Source organism: Collinsella aerofaciens, from assembly GCF_039752985.1.
GTDB classification, from domain to species: Bacteria; Actinomycetota; Coriobacteriia; order Coriobacteriales; family Coriobacteriaceae; genus Collinsella; species Collinsella aerofaciens_BT.
In genome coordinates this window covers 48,185-66,951 of the sequence record NZ_JBDMHA010000003.1, presented here as the reverse complement: position 1 = coordinate 66,951, position 18,767 = coordinate 48,185, and the positions used below count along the sequence as shown (strand labels likewise).

Genomic DNA, 18,767 nt, shown 5'->3' with positions numbered 1-18,767 from the left:
AGCAGCAGGTCGGTCAGATCGCCGCTGAGATCCGCGGCCATCGTCCTCCCGAGCCTTACAAGGGCAAGGGTATCCACTATGTTGGCGAGCACATCCGCCGCAAGCTGGGTAAGGCCGCCAAGTAGTCGTAACCGACTCACTCGCATAAGACCAGCACCCCGTTAGGTGCTGGCAAGATCAACCTTTTTAGGAGTTTACGTATGAACAAGCATAAGGCGAAGCTGGAAGGCCTCAAGCGTCGTCAGCGTCGTGTTCGCGGCAAGGTCTCGGGTACCGCCGAGCGTCCGCGTCTTCGCGTGACCCGTACTAACGCCAACATCTATGCCCAGATCATCGACGACAGCAAGGGCTCCAGCCTGACGCTCGTCTCCGCCTCGACCCTCGAGGCCGAGTTCAAGGGCACCCACACCTCGAACAGGGAGGCTGCGGAGAAGGTCGGTCAGCTCGTTGGCAAGCGTGCCATCGAGGCCGGCATCACCAAGGTCGCTTTCGATCGTGGTGGCCGTATCTACCATGGCCGCGTCAAGGCCCTCGCCGACGGTGCTCGTGCCGCCGGTCTCGAGTTCTAGGAGGTATGTAGCACATGGCTCGTAATCAGAAGCAGCAGCGCGAGGCCTCCGAGTTCGAGGAGCGCGTCGTTTACATCAACCGCGTGTCGAAGACCGTCAAGGGTGGTCGTCGCATGAGCCTCGTCGCTCTCGTCGTCGTTGGCGACGGCAAGGGCAACGTCGGCGTTGGCATGGGCAAGTCCGCTGAGGTGCCCATGGCCATCTCCAAGGCGTCTCTCGATGCCAAGAAGAACATGTTCCACGTGCCGGTGACCGAGCAGGGCACCATTCCGCACGAGGTTCTCGGTCACTTTGGTGCCGGCCGCATCATCATCAAGCCCGCTGTCGAGGGTACCGGCGTTATCGCCGGCGGCGCTGTGCGTCCCCTCTTCGAGCTTGCTGGCATCAAGAACGTCCTGTCCAAGTCCCTCGGTACCGACAACGGCCTCAACATCATCAAGGCTGCCGTCGAGGGCCTCAAGGAGCTCTCCAGCCCTGAGGACGTCGCGGCTCGCCGTGGCCTGACGGTCTCCGAGATGTTCGTCGGTAAGGAGAACTAAGCATGGCTGACACCATCAAGATCAAGCAGGTCCGCAGCACCAACGGTTGCAAGCAGGACCAGGTCCGTACTGTCCGTGCCCTCGGTCTCCACAGGATCCGCGAGGTTCGCGAGATTGCTGACAACGAGTCCGTCCGCGGCATGATCTTCAAGGTCAAGCACCTTGTCGAGATTGTAGAGGAGTAGCAAATGCAGCTTCACGATCTTACTCCCGCGCCCGGTTCCACCAAGAACCGCAAGCGCGTCGGCCGTGGCAATTCTTCGGGTCACGGCACCACTTCTGGCCGCGGTCAGAAGGGCCAGGGTTCCCGCTCTGGCGGCACCAAGGGTGCCGGCTTCGAGGGTGGCCAGACTCCGCTGGCTATGCGCCTGCCCAAGCTTCCGGGCTTCCGCAACCCCCGTCGTATCGAGTACACCGCCGTTAACGTTGAGCGTCTCGAGCGCAAGTTCGAGGACGGCGCTGTGATCGACGGTGCCGCTCTTAAGGCCGCTCGCATCACCAAGAGCGAGTTCGAGCCCGTCAAGGTGCTCGGCAATGGTGAGCTCACCAAGAAGTTCACGGTCAAGGTCGACAAGGTCAGCGCTTCTGCGCAGGCCAAGATCGAGGCCGCCGGCGGAAAGGTCGAGCTGCCGTGCTAAATGGTCTTAAGAATGCTTTCCGCATCAAAGAATTGCGCGAAAAGATTCTTTTTACCATAGCTATGCTCGTCGTGTACCGCATTGGTGCGCACGTTCCTGTGCCCGGCATTCCCTTCCAGGGGATGCTGGGCCTTTTCTCGACCGATAACAATTCGGTCGCCGCAGGTGCTATGGCCCTCCTGAATCTTTTCTCTGGTGGCGCGTTGAGCTATGTTTCGGTGTTCTCCCTGGGCATCATGCCTTACATCACCAGCTCGATCATCCTCCAGATGCTCCAGGCCGTTGTGCCTTCCCTGCATGAGCTTGCCCGCGAGGGCGAGGTCGGTCAGACCAAGATTACGCAGTATTCGCGTTACCTCACCCTGGCTCTGGCAATCCTCAACTCCGTGGGTTACCTCTTCCTCTTTAAGAGCTTCGGCATCAGCTTTACTGGCGCCGGCGCTCCCGAGATCATCTTCGACCTCATGATCGTCGGCACGCTCACCGCGGGCGCCATGCTGATCATGTGGATTGGTGAGCTCATCACCCAGCGCGGTATCGGCAATGGCATGTCGCTGATCATCTTCGCGAACATCATGGCCGGCCTGCCGCAGGCGATCTTCTCCAGCACCGAGGGCAATGCCGGTGGCATCATCACCATGGTGATCATCTGCGCCATCATCTTGCTGGTTATCCCGCTGATTGTTTTCCTTGAGCGCGGCCAGCGCCGCATTCCGGTCTCCTACGCTAAGCGCGTCGTGGGCCGTCGCATGATGGGTGGCCAGACCACCTACCTGCCCATCAAGGTCAACACCGCGGGTGTCGTGCCGATCATCTTCGCTTCGGCGCTGCTGTACTTCCCGGCCCAGATTGCCGTGTTCTTCCCCGGCATCGGCTGGATCCAGGCAGTTGCCTCTGCGCTTTCGACCGGTTGGCTCAACTGGGTGCTTAACGTTGTCCTCATCGTGTTCTTCGCGTACTTCTACACCTCCATGGTGTTCAACCCCGATGACACGGCCGACAACCTTAAGAAGCAGGGCGGCTTTATTCCGGGCGTCCGTCCGGGTAGGGCTACCGCGGCCTACATCAAGAACGCGCTCAACAAGATCACGCTTCCCAGCGCTGTCTTTTTGGCGCTCATCGCCATCGTGCCTTCGATCATCTTCTCCTTCACGGGTAACCATCTGATCCAGGCGTTTGGCGGCACGTCCATCCTCATCATGGTCGGCGTCGTGCTCGACACGGTCGATAAGCTCGAAGGCCAGATCAAGATGTATGATTACGATGGATTCTTTAAATAGGCTAGAGGAGGATTGCTCATGAACCTCGTATTGCTCGGAGCTCCGGGTGCCGGTAAGGGCACCGTCGCACAGGAGCTCGTCGCCGAGTTTGGCGTCGCTCACATTTCCACGGGCGACCTGCTGCGTGCTGCCGTCAAGGGTGGCACCGAGCTTGGTATTCAGGCTAAGAAGTACATGGACGCTGGCGAGCTCGTTCCCGACCAGCTCGTGATCGACCTTGTCAAGGAGCGCCTTGCCGCCGATGACGCCCAGCAGGGCTTCATCCTCGATGGCTTCCCGCGCAACACCGCCCAGGCCGTGACGCTCGATTCCGAGCTCTCCGCTATGGGTCGCGAGATCGACTGCGCCCTTCTGGTCGATGTGGCCCCCGACGTCATCATCGATCGTCTGTCTTCGCGTCGCACCTGCCGCGCCTGCGGTTACACCGGCACGGCTGCCGATGCTACCTGTCCCAAGTGCGGCGGCGAGATGTATCAGCGCGACGACGACAAGCCCGAGACCATCAAGAACCGTCTCGACGTCTACGAGAAGTCCACGAGCCCGCTCGTCGACTACTATCGTGGTCAGGGTCTGCTCAAGTCGGTCAACGGTGATCAGGCTCGCGAGACCGTGTACGGGGATGTCAAAGAGGCTCTCGGTCTATGATCAAGATTAAGTCTGCAACGCAAATCGAGCAGATGAAGAAGGCAGGAGCGCTATCTAAGATGGCGCTCCGCCACGTTGGAGCCATGGTTCGCCCCGGCGTGTCGACCTTCGAACTCGATCAGCTTGCCGAGCAGATTATCCGCATGCATGGCGGCACCCCGGCCTTTAAGGGTTACGGCGGGTTCCCCGGAACCATTTGCGCATCAATCAACGATGCCGTGGTCCACGGTATTCCCAACCCCGATATGATTCTGCGCGATGGCGATATCATCTCCATCGATACGGGAGCCGTTCTCGACGGTTGGGTCGGCGATAACGCTTGGACGTTTTTCGTCGGCACCCCCACGCCCGAGGCCAAGGCCCTGTGCGAGGTTACGCGCGATTGCCTAAAGGCTGCCATCGAGCAGGCTGTTCCCGGTAACCATATCGGGGACGTCGGGTATGCTGTTCAGTCCCTCGCCGAGTCTCACGGTTACGGCGTGCTTCGCGATTACGTGGGGCATGGTATCGGCCGCGTGATGCACGAGGACCCTAACGTTCCAAATTATGGAAAGAAGGGGAGAGGCGTTCGCCTTCAGGCTGGTATGGTCATCGCTATCGAGCCGATGGTAACGATGGGTTCCAATCATGTGAGCACGGGCTCCGATGGTTGGATCGTTACGACCAACGACCACCTGCCCGCCGCGCACTACGAGAACACCGTCGCCATTACCAATGACGGCCCGGTGATTCTTACCACGGATGCCCAAGGTGCTTGGTGCTCCCTCCAAGGCGGAGAAATGTAACAAGTTCCACTTAGATGTGGAGCCATTACGAAGATATTACGATACGTGCATGCGTATTGTAGAATACTCAATAGCTGTCGTTTTCTAGAGAAAGATGATTGCTTGTGAAGAAGGAAGACGCAATTGAGCTCGAGGGTACGGTAAAGGAACCGCTGCCCAACGCCATGTTTAAGGTCAAGCTCGAGAACGGTCATTCGGTTCTGTGCAACATTTCTGGCAAGATCCGAATGAATTACATCCGCATTCTCCCCGGTGACAGGGTTGTCGTGGAGCTTTCCCCGTACGACCTGACCCGCGGTCGCATCACCTATCGCTATAAATAGCGACACGCATACACGCTCTTTTCCGACTGCAGGCTTAGCTCAACCTACGGTCGGTTTGCGTGTGAAGACCAGCCATAGTTTTAAACGCCTGCGGCTGGGCGAGTAGATAGTAGGGAAGTAGTTTGAGCGCTACCGAAAGGAAGAACGATGAAGGTACGTCCTTCGGTCAAGAAGATGTGCGATAAGTGCAAAATCATTAGGCGCCACGGCAAGGTCCTCGTCATTTGCGAGAACCCCCGTCATAAGCAGCGTCAGGGTTAAGAGAGGAGACTACGTTGGCCCGTATTAATGGTGTCGACCTCCCGCGTGAGAAGCGCGTTGAGATCGGTCTGACCTACATTTACGGCATCGGCCGCACCACTGCGACGAAGATTTGCGTCGAGTGCAACGTTAACGTGGATACGCGCGTTAAGGACCTCACCGAGGATGAGGTTAACGCCATCCGCGATTATATCGATAAGAATCAGATCATGGTTGAGGGCGACCTCCGCCGTGAGCGCAACCAGAACGTCAAGCGCCTTATGGACATCGGCTGCAACCGCGGCCTTCGTCACCGCAAGGGCCTCCCGGTCCGCGGCCAGCGCACCCACACTAACGCTCGTACCCGCAAGGGTCCGAAGCGTCAGATCGGTGCTAAGAAGAAGAAATAAGGAGCGCTAGATAGATGGCTACTGCTAAGAAGAACGTTCGCGCTGCCCGTCTGAAGCGCGCGGACCGTAAGAACATTTCCGTGGGCCAGGCTCACATTCGTTCTACGTTCAACAACACGATCGTTTCGATCACCGATCCCCAGGGCAACGTCATTTCCTGGAAGTCGGCTGGCCAGGTGGGCTTCAAGGGCTCCCGTAAGTCCACGCCGTTCGCTGCCCAGATGGCTGCCGAAGCTGCTGCCAAGCAGGCCATGGAGCACGGTATGAAGAAGGTTTCCGTCTTCGTTAAGGGCCCCGGCTCCGGTCGTGAGACCGCCATCCGCTCCCTCCAGGCTGCTGGCCTCGAGGTCTCGAGCATCCAGGACAAGACCCCCATTCCGCACAACGGCTGCCGCCCCAAGAAGCGTCGCCGCGTGTAACTGAAAGGATCGTATCAATATGGCAATCGACAGGACTCCTGTTCTTAAGCGCTGCCGTCAGCTCGGGATCGATCCCGCTGAGCTCGGTTACAGCAGCAAGAAGGAATCTATCCGTCAGCCCAAGCGCCGTCGCAAGGAATCTGAGTACGGCATGCAGCTGCGTGAGAAGCAGAAGGTCAAGTTCATCTATGGCGTTCTGGAGAAGCAGTTCCACGGCTACTTCAACAAGGCCCGTAAGATGAACGGCGTCACCGGTGAGAACCTCATGATCATCCTTGAGTCTCGCCTCGACAACGTCGTCTTCCGTCTGGGCTTCGCTCGCACCCGCAAAGAGGCTCGTCAGTCCGTCCGTCACGGTCACTTCACCGTGAACGGCAAGCGCGTGGACATTCCGTCCTACCGCGTCAAGGCCGGCGACGTCGTCGCTGTCGGCGAGAAGTTCCGTGACCTCCTCCCCATCAAGGAGGCTCTGATTTCCTCCGAGCGTTTCGAGGTCCCTGGCTGGCTCGAGGTCGATATCGAGAAGCTGTCTGGTAACGTGCTCGCTCTGCCGACGCGTGAGCAGATCAGCGGTGATATCAACGAGCAGCTCATCGTCGAGCTCTACTCTAAGTAGTCCATCCGGGCTGCTGAGGCTGGAGGTAATACATGTCAGAATTCATTAGGCCTCAGGTTCAGGTCGAAGAGATTAACGAGACGTCTGCTCGTGTCTCCGTTGAGCCGCTCGAGCGTGGCTACGGCGATACGCTGGGTAACTCCCTTCGTCGCGTTCTTCTGTCCTCGCTCGAGGGTGCCGCCGTCGAGGCTATTCAGATCGATGGCGCGCAGCACGAGTTCATGACCATCCCTAACATGGTCGAGGATGTCACCGACATCGTCCTGAATGTCAAGGGTCTTGTCTTCAGGGCTCTCGGCACGACCGACGAGGCGACCGCCACCATTTCGGTTGACGGCCCCTGCGAGGTCACCGGTGCGGACTTCTTTATTCCGTCCGAGTTTGAGCTGGTCAACCCCGAGCAGCACATCGCTACGCTCACCGAGGGTGGCCATCTCACCATGAGCATGCGCATCGGCTATGGCCGCGGCTATGTCTCTGGCGAGGCTAACAAGCGCGACAACGATCCCATCGGTGTGATCCACGTCGACTCGCTTTACTCGCCGGTGTCCCGTTGCGCCAAGCTCGTTGAGGCTTGCCGTGTCGGTCAGCACACCGACTACGACCGCCTTGTCCTCGAGATCGAGACCAACGGCTCCATCGCCCCGCGCGACGCCGTGGTCCAGGCTGCCAATATCATCAACCAGCATATGGCTGCCTTTATGAACCTTGCCGAGACCCCCGAGGTCGAGGAGGAGGCTTCGATCTTCGCTCCCGAGGTCACCAACGACAACGCCGAGCTGGACAAGCAGATCGAGGATCTGGACCTTTCCGTCCGTTCCTACAACTGCCTTAAGCGCGCCAGCATTCACTCGGTCCGTCAGCTCGTTGAGTTCTCGGAGAACGATCTGCTTAACATCCGTAACTTCGGTGTTAAGTCGATCGAGGAAGTGAAGGACAAGCTTGAGTCCATGGGCCTGAGCCTGAAGGCTTAATGCTTCGCATATTTGAGGAGAAACTAGACCATGCGTCACAACGTTAAGAAGGGCCTGAAGCTCGGCACCGATGCGAGCCACACCAAGGCCATGAAGAAGAGCCTGGCCAAGGCCCTCTTCGAGAACGACCGCATCAAGACCACCGAGACCCGCGCTAAGGCGCTGCGTTCGGTCGTCGATCCGATCATCACCTGGGCCAAGAAGGGCGACCTGCACTCTCGTCGTCTGGCCATCGCCAAGCTCGGCGATAAGCAGCTCGTTGCCGAGATTTTCGACAAGGCTGCTCAGGGTATGTGGCAGGACCGCAACGGCGGTTACACCCGCATCATGAAGCTCGGTAACCGTAAGGGCGACAACGCTCCTATCGTTATCATGGAGCTCGTCACTGAGCCTTGCACGCCTAAGGCCAAGAAGGCTGCTCCGGCCCCCAAGAAGGCCGCTGCTCCCAAGAAGGTCGAGGCTGTCGAGGAGACCGCTGCCGAGGAGACCGCTGAGTAGACAATCCGTCTGCATAGGCTATATTCGAGGGGTACGTTCGCGTACCCCTCTTTTTTTGTCGCGATACCGTTGATTGTTTGTTGGGAGCGCCCATGACCGCGCCGTCTGATTTCAATTCGATTTCCGAGCTTGACGCCACGCTCGTATTTCGCGTGGCCTATGATGGCTCGTCGTATAGCGGATTTGCCGAGCAGCCGGGAGAGACGACGGTTGCGGGTGAGCTACGTCGAGCTATTGAGACGCTCCTGCGCCGTCCGATCGACCTGACGTGTGCGGGACGTACCGATGCCGGCGTGCATGCGGTGGCACAGTTTATCAGCGTGCCCGTAACGGACGCTGAGTTGGCTTTGACGCGCCGTAGGTGGCTGAGGGCTATGGATGCCCTCCTGCCCAAAGATATCGCCATCAACGAGGTCTACAAGGCCCGTAAAGGCTTTTCTGCACGTTTTGACGCGCGTTCCCGTACGTATACGTACCGTATTGCCGATCGAGATGCGCGCCCCGTGCTGTCCCGCGGTGCGGTGTGGTGGCATCGCTATCCCTTGGATGTTGAGGCTATGTCTGCTGCCTGCCCCGCGCTGCTGGGCGAGCAGGACTTTAAAAGCTTTTGCAAGGTTGCTTCTGCCGTGGGCAAACCTACGCACCGCTGCGTAATGCGCGCCGAGTTTGGCCATGAGGTTGCGTTTGGCGAGGACATCCTGACGTTTACCATCGAGGGCAATGCGTTTCTGCATTCGATGGTCCGTACGATCGTTGGCACGCTTGTCGCGATTGGCATGCATCGCCGTGAACCCGAGTGGATGCGCGAGGTCATCGATGCTTGCGACCGTACCGCTGCGGGCCCCACGGCTCCTGCCTGCGGCCTTACGTTTATGGGCGTGGATTACGATCCCGCCGAGCTTGTCGTGCTCGACTAGGGGAGGGCTCGGCGCGTCGTGCGTCGGCACCTGTCATCTGTGGGCTGCGCGTGTGCAACATCTGTTCTTGGCGTGCAATACAACCGGTGTCTCATTGCTTTTATTGCCGGGGTGTACCATGAACGACAGTTTGATTCACTGCTGTCGAGAGGACGGATAACTTGGTTCGACGTGGCTCGCATCCGCGACTTTCGGTGATCCTTGTGGTAGAAGGTTCGCCCAGCTATGCGATGCGTGCGCTCGAGAGTATCCAGAACCAAGACCTCTACGATTTGCAGATTGTCGTTGTCTGTCGCGATGCTGCGCCCGGTGTGCGCCATTCGCTTCAAGTTGCTGCCGACAGGGACATTCATATTGATTTGATTGACGTCGAGGACGCGAAGCGCGGCGCTTGTCTTCGTGCCGGTTTTGCTGCCTCGCGCGGCTCTCAAATCATCGCTATGAACGCCGATGAGTGGTTTGCTCCGCAGTCCCTTTCCAAGATGGTCAATATCGCGTGCGATACTACGGCAGACATAGTGCTCCCCACGGTGTCGCTCGACCGCTATGATGCACATCGAGAGCGCCATTCGCGCGTCTTGGATGCTGCTCATATTTCCATTGATAGCAAATCTTCGATGGTGGCCGGGCTGCCTCAGTTGATTTTAGGCGGCCTAGTCGTTCAGACCTCTGGTGTGATGTACAGCCGCTCGCTGTTTGAGGCATGCCTTTTGTGCGACAAGGTGTTTCGCACAGTTGGGTTTATGGCATGCGCGCTTTCGCAGACACGATGCGTGTCCGGCTGCGGCGATGCTTGTTTCCACACGGCGGCACCTAAACTTACAGATGCCTTTGATCCCACCATGTATGCCAAGGTATCCGATGACACTCGAGCGCTCGACGAGCTTGCGGACTCACTCTCGGAAGCAGACAGCGGTGGTCGGCTCAAGCTGGCAAGCCAAAAGTTCTACTTTGCCGGACTGGTCGCCTGCATCGAGAATTTGTGTCTGAGCCCGCATGGGGTGTCGTCAATCGAGCGTTCCGCCCGCATGCGTGATATGCTCGATGCGCCTCGAACCCGTCAGATGGTCGCCGCGCTCAAGGATAACCATCGGGGACTCGGTTTGTTGTTTGGGCCGATCGCCAGCGCCAAGCCCGCGCGCTGCGTGATGTGTACGCATCTGGCAGCTTTTCTTAACCGGACGGGCGCAAAAACCGCCTAAACGGCTCATTTCGAAACAAATTTGCATAGAATTGTTTCGAAATGCGTTCTTATACACAAAAGCCTTCAAATAGCGTTAAACTATTCAGTCACTGATTGATTGTCTCCGCCATCTTTTGGAGAGAGGGTTTGTATGGCTAAAAAACGCAATGGGCGCCAGGATGCCATTAGAGATATTGTGCGCAATAAGGACGTCCGCACGCAGCGCGTGCTGGTCGATGAGCTCCGCGCTATGGGCTTTGATTGCACGCAGGCGACTGTCTCTCGCGATATTGCCGATATGGGGCTGCGTAAGCTCCCCGAGGGTATCTATGCTCTGGCAGAGGACCTGCACCTGCAGCGTATGGTTTCCGAGCTCGTAACGGGCGTTCTGCGCACCGATAATCTGGTTATGATCAAGGCTCAGCCTGGTACGGCTTCCGGCATCGCCGCCGCCGTTGATGCGGCAGAGTTGCCCGATGTGCTTGGCTCGCTTGCCGGCAACGATACGATTTTGGTTATTGCCCAGACGGCCGAGGACGGCGAGCGTCTCGAGGCGCTGATCAATAAGCTGAGCAATTCTCGCAAGTAGGCGTGCGGGTCGTGCGCTCGGCACTGTGTGCGTGACATGGTGGCTTGTAAGGGGGTATCGACGTTGGTCGGTACCCCCTATATTGTTTGCCGGTATAAAGGCCGTCCACCAGGTCGCTTTAAACTAAAAGGCCCCCGAGCACTTTAATAAGCTGCTCGGGGGCCTTGTTGCTAATGGCCGGATGAATTTCTAGCCAACCGTATCGTCAGGCGTGGGCGAGGGGTCGGGAGTGGGTGTAGGCGTAGGCGTAGGCGTAGGCGTAGGCGTGCCGCCATCGCCGCCGGTCGAACCACCAGTGGAGCCGCCCGTCGAGCCACCGGTCGTACCGGTGCCGCCGGTGGTGTCGCCGCCCGTGGTCTCGGTGGTCGTGGTCGTCGTGGTAGTCGTTGTGGTGGTTTCCTCTTCGTCCTCGTTCTCGTCCTTGTCGTCGTTCTCCGTCTTCTTGGTGTTGTTGGTGCCGTAGAACTTCCAGACGCTGTTGTTCTTGTAGGTGGGCGCCGTTCCGGTCGCAAACTCCTCGCGCTCGGTACCGGTCAGAACGGTGTTCATAAACCGCTTAAAGACAGGCAGGTTGGTGCTGTCGCCCAGCAGGTCTGTGCCGTATTTTTGGATGGGAATCTCGCCCGCGGAATAGCCGGTCCACAGGGCGCACGCCAGCTGCGGGGTATAGCCGCAGAACCACAGGTTGGTGGTGTTGTCGGTGGTGCCCGTCTTGCCGGCATAGGGCTGGTTGACGCTCAGGGCGCCGGCAGCACCCGTACCGCCGCCCTTCATGACGCCGGACAGAACATCGGTGACCGCGGCGGCCTCGCCCTCGGTAAGTACCTGTGAGGGATTGTCGGTGTGCTGGTACAGCACCGAACCGGTACGAGAGTCAATCTCGGTGATGGCGATCGGCTGGCGATAGTAGCCGCCGTTGGCAAACGTCGCGTAGGCGGCGGCCATCTCGAGCGGCGAGATCGAGCCGGTGCCGAGGGTCATGACGGGAACGTCCTCGATGTTGTCCTTGGCGGGATCGATGCCGAGCTTTTTGACGAGCGAGATGATCTTGTTGTTGCCGACGGCTTCCGCCACCTGGATGTAGCCGGTGTTGGAGGAGTATGCCGTCGCCTGCTTAAGCGTGATGTTGCCATAGCTATGGTTGGCGTAGTTTTGGACCTCGGTCGTGGTGCCCTTGGCCTTGAGCGGCGAGTTGCAGTTGAGGGTGACGTTGGGGTTCATGCCGTTTTGGATGGCAGTTGCCAGCGTAAAGGCCTTAAAGGTGGAGCCGACGGGACGCTTGGCCGTGGCATGGTTTACGTGGTTCTCGTCGGCGTTGTAATCGTAGCCGCCCACCATGCACTTGATGTAGCCGGTCTTGGGGTCGACGACGACCATGCCCATGTCCAGGCCGTCGAGCGAGAGCGTGTCGAGCTGCTCGCGAACGGCATTCTCTGCCACCTGCTGCATCGTGGGGTCGATGGTGGTCTTGACGGTCAGGCCGCCCTTAAAGAGCACGTCGGTCGAGAACTCCTGCTCCAGCAGCTGCTTAACATAGGCGACAAAGTAGGGCTGCGAGTATACGTCAACGCCGCTGCCCGAGATTTCGGTCACGTTGAGGGTGATGGGCTCGGCCTGTGCGGCATCGTGCTCCTCCTGCGTAATGTGGCCCAGGCGCAGCATGTTGTCGAGGACCTTGTTGCGACGGGACAGCGCCAGGTCGGGGTTGACCGTGGGGTCGTACTGCGAGGGCGAGTTGGGAAGGCCGATGAGCAGCGCGGCCTCGCTCAGGGTGAGGTCTGCGGCGCTCTTGGACAGGTAGGTCTCGGCGGCGGCCTCAATACCGTAGGCGCCGTGACCGTAATAGATGGTGTTGAGGTACATCATGAGGATCTCGTCTTTGGAGTACATGTCCTCCATCTTTACGGCGATGTAGGCCTCGCGCACCTTACGCTCGATGGTCGAGTCGAACTGCTCCTCCTGCAGGATGGTGTTGCGCACCAGCTGCTGGGTGATAGTCGAGGCGCCTTCGTGCCCGCCGCCGAGGGTTGCCACCGCAGCACGCGCGATACCCCACAGGTCGATACCGCCGTGCTCGTAGAAGCGCTCGTCCTCGACGTCAACGGTGCCCTGTAGCACGTAGGGGGAGACCTTGTCCTTGGTGATGGACTTGCGGTTTTGCGTGTAGAAGCTCGCGATCTTGTTGCCGTTGCAGTCGACGATCTCGGTGGGCTCGCTCACCAGATACGCGTTGGCGTCGGTGTAGTCGGGCAGATCGGACAGCCAGCGGTTGACGTTGCCGACCATGCCGATGCCAAATGCCACGCCCGCAATCAGCAAAAAGCCCAAAAACGAGAGCAGGATTATGGGCAGGGCATGCGTCTTTGAACGGCTGCGTCCCTGTCGTTGGCGAGGACCCATATATTGACCTCCAGGTATGTCGTGCCGGACGGCGGATGTGCCGTCGGGGCAGGATGGACATAAGTTATTACACGATAAACCAAACGGGGCGCGCGAGGCCTCGTGTATGCTGGAAGACGGCATTTTTCAGAGTGAATGCATACCTTGGTAAGGAGTTTGCCGATGGCGATTCGGACGATGGGGCCGAGCGGACAATACGAGACTGGATTGGATGCTGCCGGTGCGGCGCTGCCCGAGCTGCTGGCGCCGGCGGGCGGGCTCGACCAGATGTTTGCGGCCATCGCCGCGGGCGCCGATGCCATCTATGCGGGGTTGGGCGGCTTTAACGCCCGTGTGAGTGCGCACGGTTTTACCGACGACGAGTTTGCGCGCGGCTGCGCCGTGGCGCATGCCCATGGCGTGCGTGTGTACGTGACGCTCAACGTGTTCGTGTTTGACGATGAGTTGTCCGACGCGGTGGCGTTGGGAGCTCATGCACTGGAGCTGGGCGCCGATGCTCTGATTGTCGCCGATGCCGGGCTGGCCTGCGCGCTGCGCGCGGCGATTCCCGGGGTCGAGATTCACCTGTCCACGCAGGCGGGCGTTCATAGCGAAGGCGCCGTGCGACTTGCCGCCGATGAGCTGGGGGTCGAGCGCGTGACGACGGCACGCGAGCTGACGGTCGACGAGATTGCGGCGCTATGTGCCACGGGCGTGCCCATCGAGGTATTCTGCCACGGTGCGATTTGCATCGGCTATTCGGGGGCGTGCGAGTTCTCGGCCCTGCGGCGTGGGCGCTCGGCGATGCGCGGCGACTGCACGCAGCCGTGCCGTCTGGCGTACGACCTGGTGGACGAGGCGGGGCAGAGCGTTGTCGCCGTCGAGGGAGATCGCCTGCTGTGCCCGCGCGACTATCTGGGTATTGCACATCTGCCCGAGCTTGTAGATGCCGGCGTGGCGTCGCTCAAGATCGAGGGGCGCATGAAGAACCCCGATTACGTATTCAACGTGGTGCGGGTGTGGCGCCGGGCACTCGATATGCTGTACGACGGCGCGTGGGACCCCGGTGCCGTGGAAGAGCTTGAGCGCGAGCTGGGAAGGTCGTTTAACCGTGGGTTTACCGATGCGTACCTGCGAGGGCGTTCGGGTGCCGAGCTGATGAGCTTTGAGCGTGCGATTAACCAGGGCGTGCGCGTGGGGCGCTTGGTCGCTGTGGGCCACGAAGAGGTGACCGTTGAGCTCGACGCCGCCGTGGCGGCGGGTGACACGCTCGAGATCCGGTTTTATCCGGGTGCCGACGCGCGTCCCGATGTGCCCAAGCGCTGGCCGCAGGTGCCCTGTCCGGTGGATGCCGCAGCGGGGGAGCGCGTCGTCGTGCATTGCAAGCGTAAGGTTGACACGGGCTGCGAGGTGTACCTGATTCGCAGCGCCGGCGTGTTGGATCAGACGGCGGCGGTGTTGGAGCGCATGCGGGCCGAGGCGGATGCGATTGCGCCCGTTGCGCGTGCCGTTGAGGTGCTGCCCTTTGAGGACGTTGCGGTGGATGGCGGTGCGTCGACGGAGTTGGTGGAGTGCGCGGTTCCCACTCGCATGGTTTTTGCTTGGCAGCTGATGGATGCCGACCCGCGCGGAGAACTCGATTTGTCCGACGCCGTTGTGGTGCTTGACGAGGTGTGCCGCACGGGTGACGCTGACCGGACCCGCTCACTGATGCAGCGTGCCGGGCGCGTCGTCTGCCGCAACCTGGGACAGGTGGTGATCGCTCGCGAGCTGGGCGTGACGTTTGACGTGGCGGCGCCGGTGTTCTGCGCGAATCGGGCCACGCATACCTGGCTGCGTGGACTCGGTGCGGGGCGGGTGTACTTGCCGGCCGAGTTGCTCGGCAATGATGCGGAGCGTATTGCCGAACTGGCTGCTGAACCCGGCGTCTTGGGTCCGGTCGACGCCGACCGTCCCGAGCTTATGGTGTGCGAGCACTGCCTGCTGACCGCCGAGGGCGTCTGCGCCACCGATGCGACGGGACAGGTTCGTTGCCGCGACTGCTTGCGTCGTCGGCAGGTACGCTATCTGGTCGAGCGTGACGGTACACGTCTGCTAGTTGCCATTGACGCATGCGGCAGGACGAGGATTTTCCTGTCGTAGGTGTTGCGTCGCGTCAGTTTGTTATCATAAGAGAGTTTATGGACTTCCAGCACCGCCGTTTTCGGCGAGGGTGCTATAGCAAAAGGAGGATACCCAATGCTGTCTGTTGACGAGCAAATGCGTATCATCACCTCGGGCGCCGCGCAGATCGTTCCCGAGGCCGACCTTCGCAAGAAGCTTGAGAAGGGCGAGCCCCTCAACATCAAGCTCGGCGTCGACCCCACCAGCCCCGACCTGCACCTGGGCCACGCCGTGCCGCTGCGCAAGATGCGTCAGTTCCAGGACCTGGGCCACAACGTCACCCTCATCATCGGCAACGGTACCGCGTTGATTGGCGACCCTTCGGGCAAGAATTCCACCCGTCCGCAGCTTTCGCAGGAGCAGATCGAGGCCAATGCCGAGACCTACGTGAGCCAGGCCATGAAGATCCTGGATCCCGAGAAGACCACCATCGTGCACAACGGTGACTGGATCCTTTCGATGGATCTGGCCGGTCTGCTGCAGGTGTGCTCCAAGTTCACCGTCGCCCGCATCCTCGAGCGCGACGACTTTACCAAGCGCTACCAGTCTCAGACGCCGATCGCCCTGCATGAGTTCCTGTATCCCGTGATGCAGGCTTTCGACTCCGTGCAGATCAAGGCCGACGTCGAGATGGGCGGCACCGATCAGCTCTTCAACCTGCTCGCTGGCCGTGAGCTCATGGAGAAGATGGGCATGGAGCCGCAGATCGCGCTCACCATGCCGCTGCTCGAGGGCACCGATGGCGTGCGCAAGATGTCCAAGTCCTATGGCAACTACATCGGCCTGACCGACGCTCCCAAGGATATGTTCGGCAAGACCATGTCCATCCCCGACGAGATGATCGGCAAGTACTATCGTCTGGCCAGCTCGCTCACCCCGGCCGAGGTCGACAAGATCGACGCCGCCCTGGCCGATGGTTCTGCCGACCCCTACGAGCTCAAGCGCGCTCTGGGCCGCGACCTGTGCGACACCTACCACGGCGCCGGCGCCGGAGACGAGGCTCAGGCCGAGTTCGACCGCGTGTTCAAGGAGGGCCAGCTTGCCGACTTCCCCGAGAAGCATGTCGAGCTGACCGTCAACGACGAGGGCCAGATCTACCTCGCCGGCCTGCTCAAGAACTTGGGCCTTTCGGCGAGCGCCGGCCAGGCTCGTCGCGATATCGACGGCGGTGGCGTCAAGATCAACGGCAAGGCCGTGGCTCCCAAGAGCTACAACATCGATCCCAGCGCCCTCAAGCTGGGCGACACCCTTTCTGTGGGTAAGCGCAAGGGCTTCAAGTTGATTTAGTTCCGCCGTTCTACCGAACGGCGGACCGGCCGACGCTGCGCGGGCCGCATTTGGACAATCTGACGTTCAACTTCAAGGGCGCGACCAGAAGGTCAGCGCCCTTTCGTTTCACGTCACCTTGTCTCAAATGCGACCCGCTCGCTGGCGATGCCAAAACATCGGCGCTTCCGTGGTTGGCACTTGGGGACGTTCCTTTTGTGCCGGCACTTTGGGACACTCCTTGTCATTGGTGCAAAGTAACCTGCCCCCATTGCGCCAAGCGGCGTGTGCCGTTAAGCGGAGAGGCGTATTGTTGACCCATCGTTTGGGCATACAATGGCTATTGGCTTGCTGCGGTGAAGGTCTGTCCGCTCCGCAGCTTTTTTCTACGGTTAAAGGAGTATGTATGTCCGTTGAGGTCATGAGGTCTGTGATCGAGGCCGCCGAGGGCCGCGTGCCCGTCGACACGCTGTTTACCAATGCGCAGATCGTCGACGTATATGGTCAGCGTGTGGCACCCGGCAGCGTTGCCGTTAAGGACGGCGTGATCGTCGGCGTTTTGTATGACGGGCGCGACGATGCCGCTGGCACCTACGAGGCTGCCGAGGCCATCGACTGCCAGGGTCGCTACATCGCCCCGGGCTTTATCGACGGACATCTGCACATTGAGTCTTCGAACATCCGTCCCGCCGAGTACGCGCGTATGGCCGCCACGCGCGGCACCACCACCGCTATAGCCGATAGCCACGAGATTGCCAATGTTGCCGGTCTCGACGGCTTGCGCTTTATGATCGAGGATGGCCGCCGCGCGCCCATCTCCATCAAGTACATGATGCCTTCGTGCGTGCCCGCGCTGCCCGACGAGCAGGCCGGTGCCGTGATTACCGCCGCCGATATGCAGGAGTTTTTTGCCGAGCATCCGGGCGATGTCTTTGGCCTGGGCGAAATGATGAACCTGCCGGGCGTCTTTATGGCTGACTCCGAGACCTGTGCTCGCATCGATGCTGCCAACCAGACGCCGTCCAAGCAGGTCGACGGCCATGCGCCGCTCGTTGCCGGTAAGGACCTCAACGCCTATGCCGCAGCGGGCATTATCGCCGACCACGAGTCGACGATTCCCGAGGAGGCGCTCGACAAGCTGTCCCGCGGCATGTATGTGATGCTGCGTGAGGGCACGTGCAGCCACGACCTGGCCAACCTGTCTCCGATGCTGTTGGAGAATCCTTCCCGTGCCCGCCGCTGCTGCTTTGCGACCGACGACCGCGCTCCCTCCGATGCGCTTTCGACCGGTATGATCGACAACGCCTGCCGCGTGGCGATTGAGGCCGGTATCGACCCCGTGGTCGCTATCTCCATGGCGTCCCTCTCCACGGCCGAGGCGTTTGGCCTGGACCACGGTTGCCGCGACCCGCACGAACTGCGTGGCGCCATCGCCCCGGGCAAGCGTGCCGACCTGCTGGTGCTCAATGACCTGACGTTTGCCACGGCTCCGCATCGCGTATATGCCGCCGGTGCTCTGGTGGCGCAGGACGGCACCTTTGTGGGCGAGATCGCACCCGAGATGGCCGAGGTCGCGGCCCTTGCCGACGAGCTGCGCGCTTCCGTTAAGCTGCCGAAGCTATCGCTCGACGTGTTCGACTATGCCTTTAAGCCGGGCGAGGCTGTGATTGACGTGGTGCCGGGTAAGGCCATCACGGGTATGGTCCGTCCCGAGACTGACGAGGACTTGCGTCGCATTATGCTGATTGAGCGCCATGGCCGCGGCGTGTCGCTGCAGGCCGAGGGCGTCGATGGCGATGGCCCCGCTGGCCTGAGCCTGGTCGGCAAGCACATCGGTCGAGGCTGGGTGCGCGGTTTCACTATCACGGGCGGCGCCATTGCCTCCACGATCGGCCACGACTCGCACAACGTGTGCGTGGTGGGCGACAACGCCGCCGATATGATGGCCGCTGTTGAGGCCGTGGGCCAGGGTGGTCACGTGCTAGTGCGCAACGGCGAGGTCGTGGCGCGCATTCCGCTGGCGCTCGGTGGCCTGATGAGCGAAGGCACGGCCGAGGACGTTGCCGCGCAGCACGACGACTTTATGGTCAAGGCACGTGCCATGGGTATTGAGCCGCCGCTCGATCCCATCATGGGCATCATCTTCCTGCCCCTGCCGGTCATCCCGACGCTCCGCATCCGCCCCGAGGGCATGTTCGACGTCACGACCTTCACCTACGCGGACTAGTCATCGGGGACGTTCTTAAACGACTGGTCGTTGGGGTGACGTGTCGCCTGGCGCCGCGACCGTAGGACCTCTGGCATGTGTGAGCTATTTGCCAGGTCCTTGTAACG

The 18,767-nt window shown here is 60.4% G+C and carries 21 protein-coding genes and 1 pseudogene; 21 read left to right on the top strand and 1 reads right to left on the bottom strand.

The features are described 5' to 3' along the window. The 18 genes and pseudogenes from rplF to ABHR76_RS00880 form a co-directional block, all read left to right on the top strand. Positions 1 to 125 (top strand): annotated as a pseudogene (rplF, locus tag ABHR76_RS00965) (50S ribosomal protein L6); the annotation flags it as partial. A 75-nt stretch (positions 126 to 200) separates the two neighbouring features. Further along, positions 201 to 569: a 50S ribosomal protein L18 gene (rplR, locus tag ABHR76_RS00960; protein WP_346976533.1), complete on the top strand. Its 369-nt coding sequence runs from the start codon at positions 201 to 203 to the stop codon at positions 567 to 569. A gap of 14 nt (positions 570 to 583) precedes the next feature. Continuing rightward, positions 584 to 1,108 (top strand): 30S ribosomal protein S5, encoded by a 525-nt coding sequence (gene rpsE / locus ABHR76_RS00955; RefSeq protein WP_006235265.1) that lies wholly within the window; start codon positions 584 to 586, stop codon positions 1,106 to 1,108. Between the two features lie 2 nt (positions 1,109 to 1,110). Then, entirely contained in the window at positions 1,111 to 1,293 is a 183-nt protein-coding gene (rpmD, locus tag ABHR76_RS00950) for a 50S ribosomal protein L30 (RefSeq protein WP_006235266.1), read from the top strand. 3 nt (positions 1,294 to 1,296) lie between these two features. Then, on the top strand, positions 1,297 to 1,746 hold the full coding sequence (gene rplO, locus ABHR76_RS00945; protein WP_006235267.1) for a 50S ribosomal protein L15: 450 nt from the start codon (positions 1,297 to 1,299) through the stop codon (positions 1,744 to 1,746). Next, entirely contained in the window at positions 1,740 to 3,026 is a 1,287-nt protein-coding gene (secY, locus tag ABHR76_RS00940) for a preprotein translocase subunit SecY (protein WP_117775826.1), read from the top strand. The genes rplO and secY overlap by 7 nt, the downstream gene beginning before the upstream one ends. An 18-nt stretch (positions 3,027 to 3,044) precedes the next feature. Then, positions 3,045 to 3,671: an adenylate kinase gene (locus ABHR76_RS00935; protein WP_346976531.1), complete on the top strand. Its 627-nt coding sequence runs from the start codon at positions 3,045 to 3,047 to the stop codon at positions 3,669 to 3,671. Then, positions 3,668 to 4,456, top strand: coding sequence for a type I methionyl aminopeptidase (gene map, locus ABHR76_RS00930; RefSeq protein ID WP_343000637.1), 789 nt, complete (start codon positions 3,668 to 3,670; stop codon positions 4,454 to 4,456). The genes ABHR76_RS00935 and map overlap by 4 nt, the downstream gene beginning before the upstream one ends. Before the next feature lie 104 nt (positions 4,457 to 4,560). Next, a complete protein-coding gene (infA, locus tag ABHR76_RS00925; protein ID WP_346976529.1) occupies positions 4,561 to 4,779 on the top strand; it encodes a translation initiation factor IF-1 in 219 nt (72 codons plus the stop codon). 147 nt (positions 4,780 to 4,926) lie between these two features. Beyond that, entirely contained in the window at positions 4,927 to 5,040 is a 114-nt protein-coding gene (rpmJ, locus tag ABHR76_RS00920) for a 50S ribosomal protein L36 (protein ID WP_006363204.1), read from the top strand. Between the two features lie 14 nt (positions 5,041 to 5,054). Next, entirely contained in the window at positions 5,055 to 5,429 is a 375-nt protein-coding gene (gene rpsM / locus ABHR76_RS00915; protein WP_022094275.1) for a 30S ribosomal protein S13, read from the top strand. Positions 5,430 to 5,443: 14 nt separating this feature from the next. Then, positions 5,444 to 5,848 carry a 30S ribosomal protein S11 gene (gene rpsK, locus ABHR76_RS00910; protein ID WP_006235274.1) on the top strand — a complete coding sequence of 135 codons (405 nt, stop codon included), beginning with the start codon at positions 5,444 to 5,446 and terminating at the stop codon, positions 5,846 to 5,848. Between the two features lie 19 nt (positions 5,849 to 5,867). Continuing rightward, the gene (gene rpsD / locus ABHR76_RS00905; protein WP_006235275.1) at positions 5,868 to 6,464 is read left to right on the top strand and encodes a 30S ribosomal protein S4; all 597 of its coding nucleotides are present in this window, start codon (positions 5,868 to 5,870) and stop codon (positions 6,462 to 6,464) included. 32 nt (positions 6,465 to 6,496) lie between these two features. After that, complete coding sequence (locus ABHR76_RS00900) at positions 6,497 to 7,438, top strand: DNA-directed RNA polymerase subunit alpha (RefSeq protein WP_006235276.1); 942 nt, start codon at positions 6,497 to 6,499, stop codon at positions 7,436 to 7,438. Positions 7,439 to 7,468: 30 nt separating this feature from the next. Next, the gene (rplQ, locus tag ABHR76_RS00895) at positions 7,469 to 7,936 is read left to right on the top strand and encodes a 50S ribosomal protein L17 (RefSeq protein WP_055252240.1); all 468 of its coding nucleotides are present in this window, start codon (positions 7,469 to 7,471) and stop codon (positions 7,934 to 7,936) included. A gap of 92 nt (positions 7,937 to 8,028) precedes the next feature. Next, entirely contained in the window at positions 8,029 to 8,853 is an 825-nt protein-coding gene (gene truA / locus ABHR76_RS00890; protein ID WP_346976528.1) for a tRNA pseudouridine(38-40) synthase TruA, read from the top strand. 203 nt (positions 8,854 to 9,056) lie between these two features. After that, positions 9,057 to 10,055, top strand: coding sequence for a glycosyltransferase family 2 protein (locus ABHR76_RS00885; protein WP_195239306.1), 999 nt, complete (start codon positions 9,057 to 9,059; stop codon positions 10,053 to 10,055). Positions 10,056 to 10,187: 132 nt separating this feature from the next. Next, positions 10,188 to 10,625 (top strand): arginine repressor, encoded by a 438-nt coding sequence (locus tag ABHR76_RS00880; protein WP_346976527.1) that lies wholly within the window; start codon positions 10,188 to 10,190, stop codon positions 10,623 to 10,625. A 189-nt stretch (positions 10,626 to 10,814) separates the two neighbouring features. Here ABHR76_RS00880 and ABHR76_RS00875 read toward each other — a convergent pair whose 3' ends face one another. Beyond that, on the bottom strand, positions 10,815 to 13,025 hold the full coding sequence (locus tag ABHR76_RS00875; RefSeq protein ID WP_346976526.1) for a transglycosylase domain-containing protein: 2,211 nt from the start codon (positions 13,023 to 13,025) through the stop codon (positions 10,815 to 10,817). Positions 13,026 to 13,187: 162 nt separating this feature from the next. Here ABHR76_RS00875 and ABHR76_RS00870 point away from each other — a divergent pair, with 162 nt between their 5' ends. From ABHR76_RS00870 to ABHR76_RS00860, 3 genes are all read left to right on the top strand, one after another. Next, the gene (locus tag ABHR76_RS00870) at positions 13,188 to 15,146 is read left to right on the top strand and encodes a U32 family peptidase (protein ID WP_346976525.1); all 1,959 of its coding nucleotides are present in this window, start codon (positions 13,188 to 13,190) and stop codon (positions 15,144 to 15,146) included. A 96-nt stretch (positions 15,147 to 15,242) separates the two neighbouring features. Beyond that, entirely contained in the window at positions 15,243 to 16,454 is a 1,212-nt protein-coding gene (gene tyrS, locus ABHR76_RS00865) for a tyrosine--tRNA ligase (protein WP_195503621.1), read from the top strand. A gap of 385 nt (positions 16,455 to 16,839) precedes the next feature. After that, on the top strand, positions 16,840 to 18,660 hold the full coding sequence (locus ABHR76_RS00860; RefSeq protein WP_225093811.1) for an adenine deaminase: 1,821 nt from the start codon (positions 16,840 to 16,842) through the stop codon (positions 18,658 to 18,660). The last annotated feature ends 107 nt before the right edge of the window (positions 18,661 to 18,767 follow it).